The sequence below is a fragment of the uncultured Flavonifractor sp. genome (genome assembly GCF_944383115.1).
GTDB lineage: Bacteria > Bacillota > Clostridia > Oscillospirales > Oscillospiraceae > Flavonifractor.
The window spans coordinates 1-3,411 of record NZ_CALWOJ010000141.1 but is presented as its reverse complement, the minus strand read 5'-3'; the positions used below and the strand labels follow the sequence as shown (position 1 = coordinate 3,411).

General features: G+C 60.4%; 3 protein-coding genes. 2 read left to right on the top strand and 1 reads right to left on the bottom strand.

Annotated features, from left to right (window positions below; translation table 11 throughout):
- On the bottom strand, nt 1-920 hold a 920-nt coding region (locus Q0K43_RS10710), incomplete at its 3' end, for a WG repeat-containing protein (RefSeq protein WP_297290517.1).
- A gap of 79 nt (nt 921-999) precedes the next feature.
- Between Q0K43_RS10710 and Q0K43_RS10705 the strand changes: the two genes are divergently transcribed.
- On the top strand, nt 1,000-1,407 hold the full coding sequence (locus Q0K43_RS10705; protein WP_297290516.1) for an XRE family transcriptional regulator: 408 nt from the start codon (nt 1,000-1,002) through the stop codon (nt 1,405-1,407).
- Nucleotides 1,408-1,564: 157 nt separating this feature from the next.
- Nucleotides 1,565-3,328: a sigma-70 family RNA polymerase sigma factor gene (locus Q0K43_RS10700; protein WP_297290515.1), complete on the top strand. Its 1,764-nt coding sequence runs from the start codon at nt 1,565-1,567 to the stop codon at nt 3,326-3,328.
- Nucleotides 3,329-3,411 lie beyond the last annotated feature (83 nt).

Here is a 3,411-nt window from a genome sequence, read left to right as displayed (position 1 = left end):
GGAGCGCTTCCGTTGTTGGTCACCTCAATGAGCATTTTGCCCACATAGTCCTCGTCGATGGTGTAGCCCTTGATCTTCACTGTGGACTGGCCGTAGGTGGCCTCCACCGCCGGCGGGTCCGGGTTTTCCGTGGGTTCCTGGCTGCCGCCGGAGCCCCAGTACACCCGGTCGGACAGCCGGATGCCGTCCTGATCGTAGAGGGGCAGGCCCAGTACCGTGTCAATATCCTGGGTCAGCTTCCAGCCGGTGAGATAGTTGCCCTGGGTGTCGATGTAGGCGTACTCAATGCCGTACCACCGCTGGGGATTGATGGTATCGTAGTAGAAGGTGTCGGTGGGATAGGGGTAGTCCACGCCGTTATAGAACCCATAGTCGGGCAGTTCCGGGGAGCGCAGCACCACGGCCCTGCCGTTTTCAAACCGGCCCGCCGTGAAGGGCAGGGTGCCGTACCGGAAGGTACACCACTCGTCGGTACAGGGGATCACCTCATTGCCGGCGGTGTCGATGTAGCCCACGTTGTAGCCGCTGTTGTGCATCTCTCCCTCCGACTTCACCGCCGCCAGGCCGCCGGAGAAGGAGAAGGCCATATAGTAGCGCCCCTGATTCAGGTCGTGGAGATTGCCGCTCTTGTCCACATAGTTGTCCCAGGTGGCATATTCCTCCGTGGGGGAAACGGTGTCCTGGATGAGCAGCAGCCCGTCGTGAAACTCTGGGCAGAAATTCCAGTTGTCGGCGGAATGCTCATAGATGCCCCGGTCGTTCAGGGGATACTTGTACTGCGTCCAGAAGTCCAGGGTCTCCTGATTGGGGGTGATGGAAAAGCCGTCAGGTCCCATGGTGTAGGCCCCGGCGGAGCCCGCCAGCAGGCCGCAGGCGAGGACCGTACAGAGGACGGTTCGCCTGAATGTACTTTTTTTCATAACATACTTCCTCTCTTTTGATTTACCCGCGCAGTAAGGGTACAACACAACACACTATATTTTAGTAGTAATATTTCCAATGTCAATAGATACAGTAATAATAATTCCAATTCATGCAACGGTCAAAATCATCTGTCATAATAAATCCGAGGTGAGTTCCTTGACCTTTGGAGAACGGCTGAGACAGCTGCGAGAGGAGCGGAACTTGACCCAAAAGGCTCTGGCCGGGGTTATCGGAGTGTCTCCCCGCATGGTCAGCTTTTATGAGAGCGGAACGCACTTCCCGCGGGAAGAGGGGATCCTGCTCAAGCTGGCGCAGTTTTTCGGGGTTTCCACCGACTATCTGCTGGGGTATTCCGATGTGCGCTGCGGGGAAGAACTGCGCAAATTGAATCAGGCCTTTCAAGGTCTGCCGGAGGCGGAACGCGAAAGCCTGATGGACTATTTGGACTTTCTGTCCGCGAAACAGAAACGTCCGAAGCATTGACCGCCCTTCGCCGTTCCGCCCCGGCAGAGGTGTGAGTTGGTCCGCTCACGGAGAGTAAGACCTGCCGACAAGTCGGCAGGTTTTACTTTTTGCAAAATAATTTTGATTGCACAGGATTTCCCCCTTTGCTATGATGAAAAAAGAGGGAGGAGAGGCCATGAAACTGATTGAACAGGTGCAAAAGGCCCGGGACGGCGACCTGGAGGCCCAGGCCGCCCTTTATGAAGCTATGTACAAGCGGGTCTACTATCTGGCCCTTCGCATGACCCGCAGCGCGGAGGACGCGGAGGACGCCGTCCAGGAGGCCTTTCTGTCCGCCTTCCGGGCGCTGCCCAATCTGGCGGACCTCAACGCCTTTGAGGGATGGCTGTTCCAGATCACCGCCAACAAGTGCCGCAATATACTGGGTAAAGCCGGGCGGTATACGCAGCTGCCGGAGGACGAGGACGGCAATACCCTGCTGGACGAGCTGCCGGAGGAGAACGAGGGCCTGATCCCGGCCTCGGCGCTGGAAAACCAGGCACACCGGGAGATTATCCTCTCCATCATTGAGGCCCTGCCCCAGCAGCAGAAGGAGTGCGTGCTGCTGTTTTATTACGCGGAACTGACGGTGACGCAGATTGCCCAGGTTATGGACTGCTCGGAGGGCACGGTAAAAAGCCGGCTGAACTACGCCCGCAAAAAGCTGCGGGAGGGCATCCTGGAGAGAGAGGAGCGGGACGGCATCCGGCTGCACACCCTGGCGCCGCTGGGCCTGCTGTTCCTGCGGGACTTCCGGCAGGTTACCGCCCATCTGACCGTAGCCGCATTGGGAAGCGCGGCGGGAGCCGCCGCGGCCGGCTCCGGCACTGCGGCGGCCGGCTCCGGCGCGGCCGCGGGAGCGGCGGCAAAGACCGGGCTGCTTGCCACCGTTAAGGCGAAGGTGATCGCGGGCGTGACGGCGGCGGCCCTGGTGGCCGGCGGCGGGGCGGTCATCCTCAGCCAGCCCAAAGCCCTGTCCTTTACCGACCCGGTCATGGAGGCCAATCTGCGGGTATTGCTGGACAAGCCGGAGGGGGCGGCGCTCTACCCGGCGGATGTGGAGGACCTCTACAGCCTCTATCTCTTTGAGGACGGCATGGCCCTGGAAGAATCCTTCCAGAGCGGGCCGGTATCCCAGCCGGAGGCGGGGACGGCGGCGGTAGCCAGCCTGGCCGACCTGAGCCGGCTGCCCAATCTGAGAAACGTGTACTATGCCTCGGAGGATACCCGGCTGCTGGACACCCTGGGACAGATGCCGGAGCTGGACAGCCTGCTGATTACCGGAGACGGAGCGGCCCTGTCCGACCTCTCTTTTCTTGCCAACCTGCCGGGGCTGCGCCATTTCTCAGCCGGTTTGGCGGGCGACGCCGATCTGACTCAGCTGAGTCGGTGCAATGAACTGCGGCAACTGGTGCTGTGGTCGGAGGGAGGGATCTCCCTTCCGGCGGACGGTATGGATCAGCTGATGGAACTGACGCTGCTGGCCAATCAGAATGCCACCGCGCCGGGCGCGGTCTGCCAGGTGCAGCTGACCCGGCCGCTGCCCCAGCTGCGGTATCTGATGCTGAGCGGCGGGAGGCTGCCCGGACTGGAGTTTTTGACCGAGCTGCCGGCGCTACAGGTGCTGGATCTCTATAGTGAAAACCTGGGCAGCCTGGATCTGACGCCGATGGGCAGGCTGGAGCAGCTGCGGGCCGCCCACCTGACCACCACCTACGATCAGACCCTGGACCTGAGTCCGCTGGCAAACTGCCCGGCGCTGGAGGTCTGCCTGGCGTTCAACGGCACGATTTTGAATCCGCCGCCCCAGGCCGTTATGGATCAGGAGCAGGGCCTGGCGCTCTATAACCAGGTCTCCGCCCAGGTGCAGGAGGAGATATTCAGTCAGATGGAGCATTGAATGACCACAGTGAATTGTCAAACTAAGTGCAACAGGAAGTAAGCTCAAAGTCCCATAATTCCTGAGCAGAATGAAAGTTAAGA

Excerpts from the sequence above, each read along its gene's own strand:
- Q0K43_RS10705 (WP_297290516.1), top strand. The coding sequence starts at position 1,000 with ATGTCAATAGATACAGTAATAATAATTCCAATTCATGCAACGGTCAAA.
- Q0K43_RS10700 (WP_297290515.1), top strand. The coding sequence starts at position 1,565 with ATGAAACTGATTGAACAGGTGCAAAAGGCCCGGGACGGCGACCTGGAG.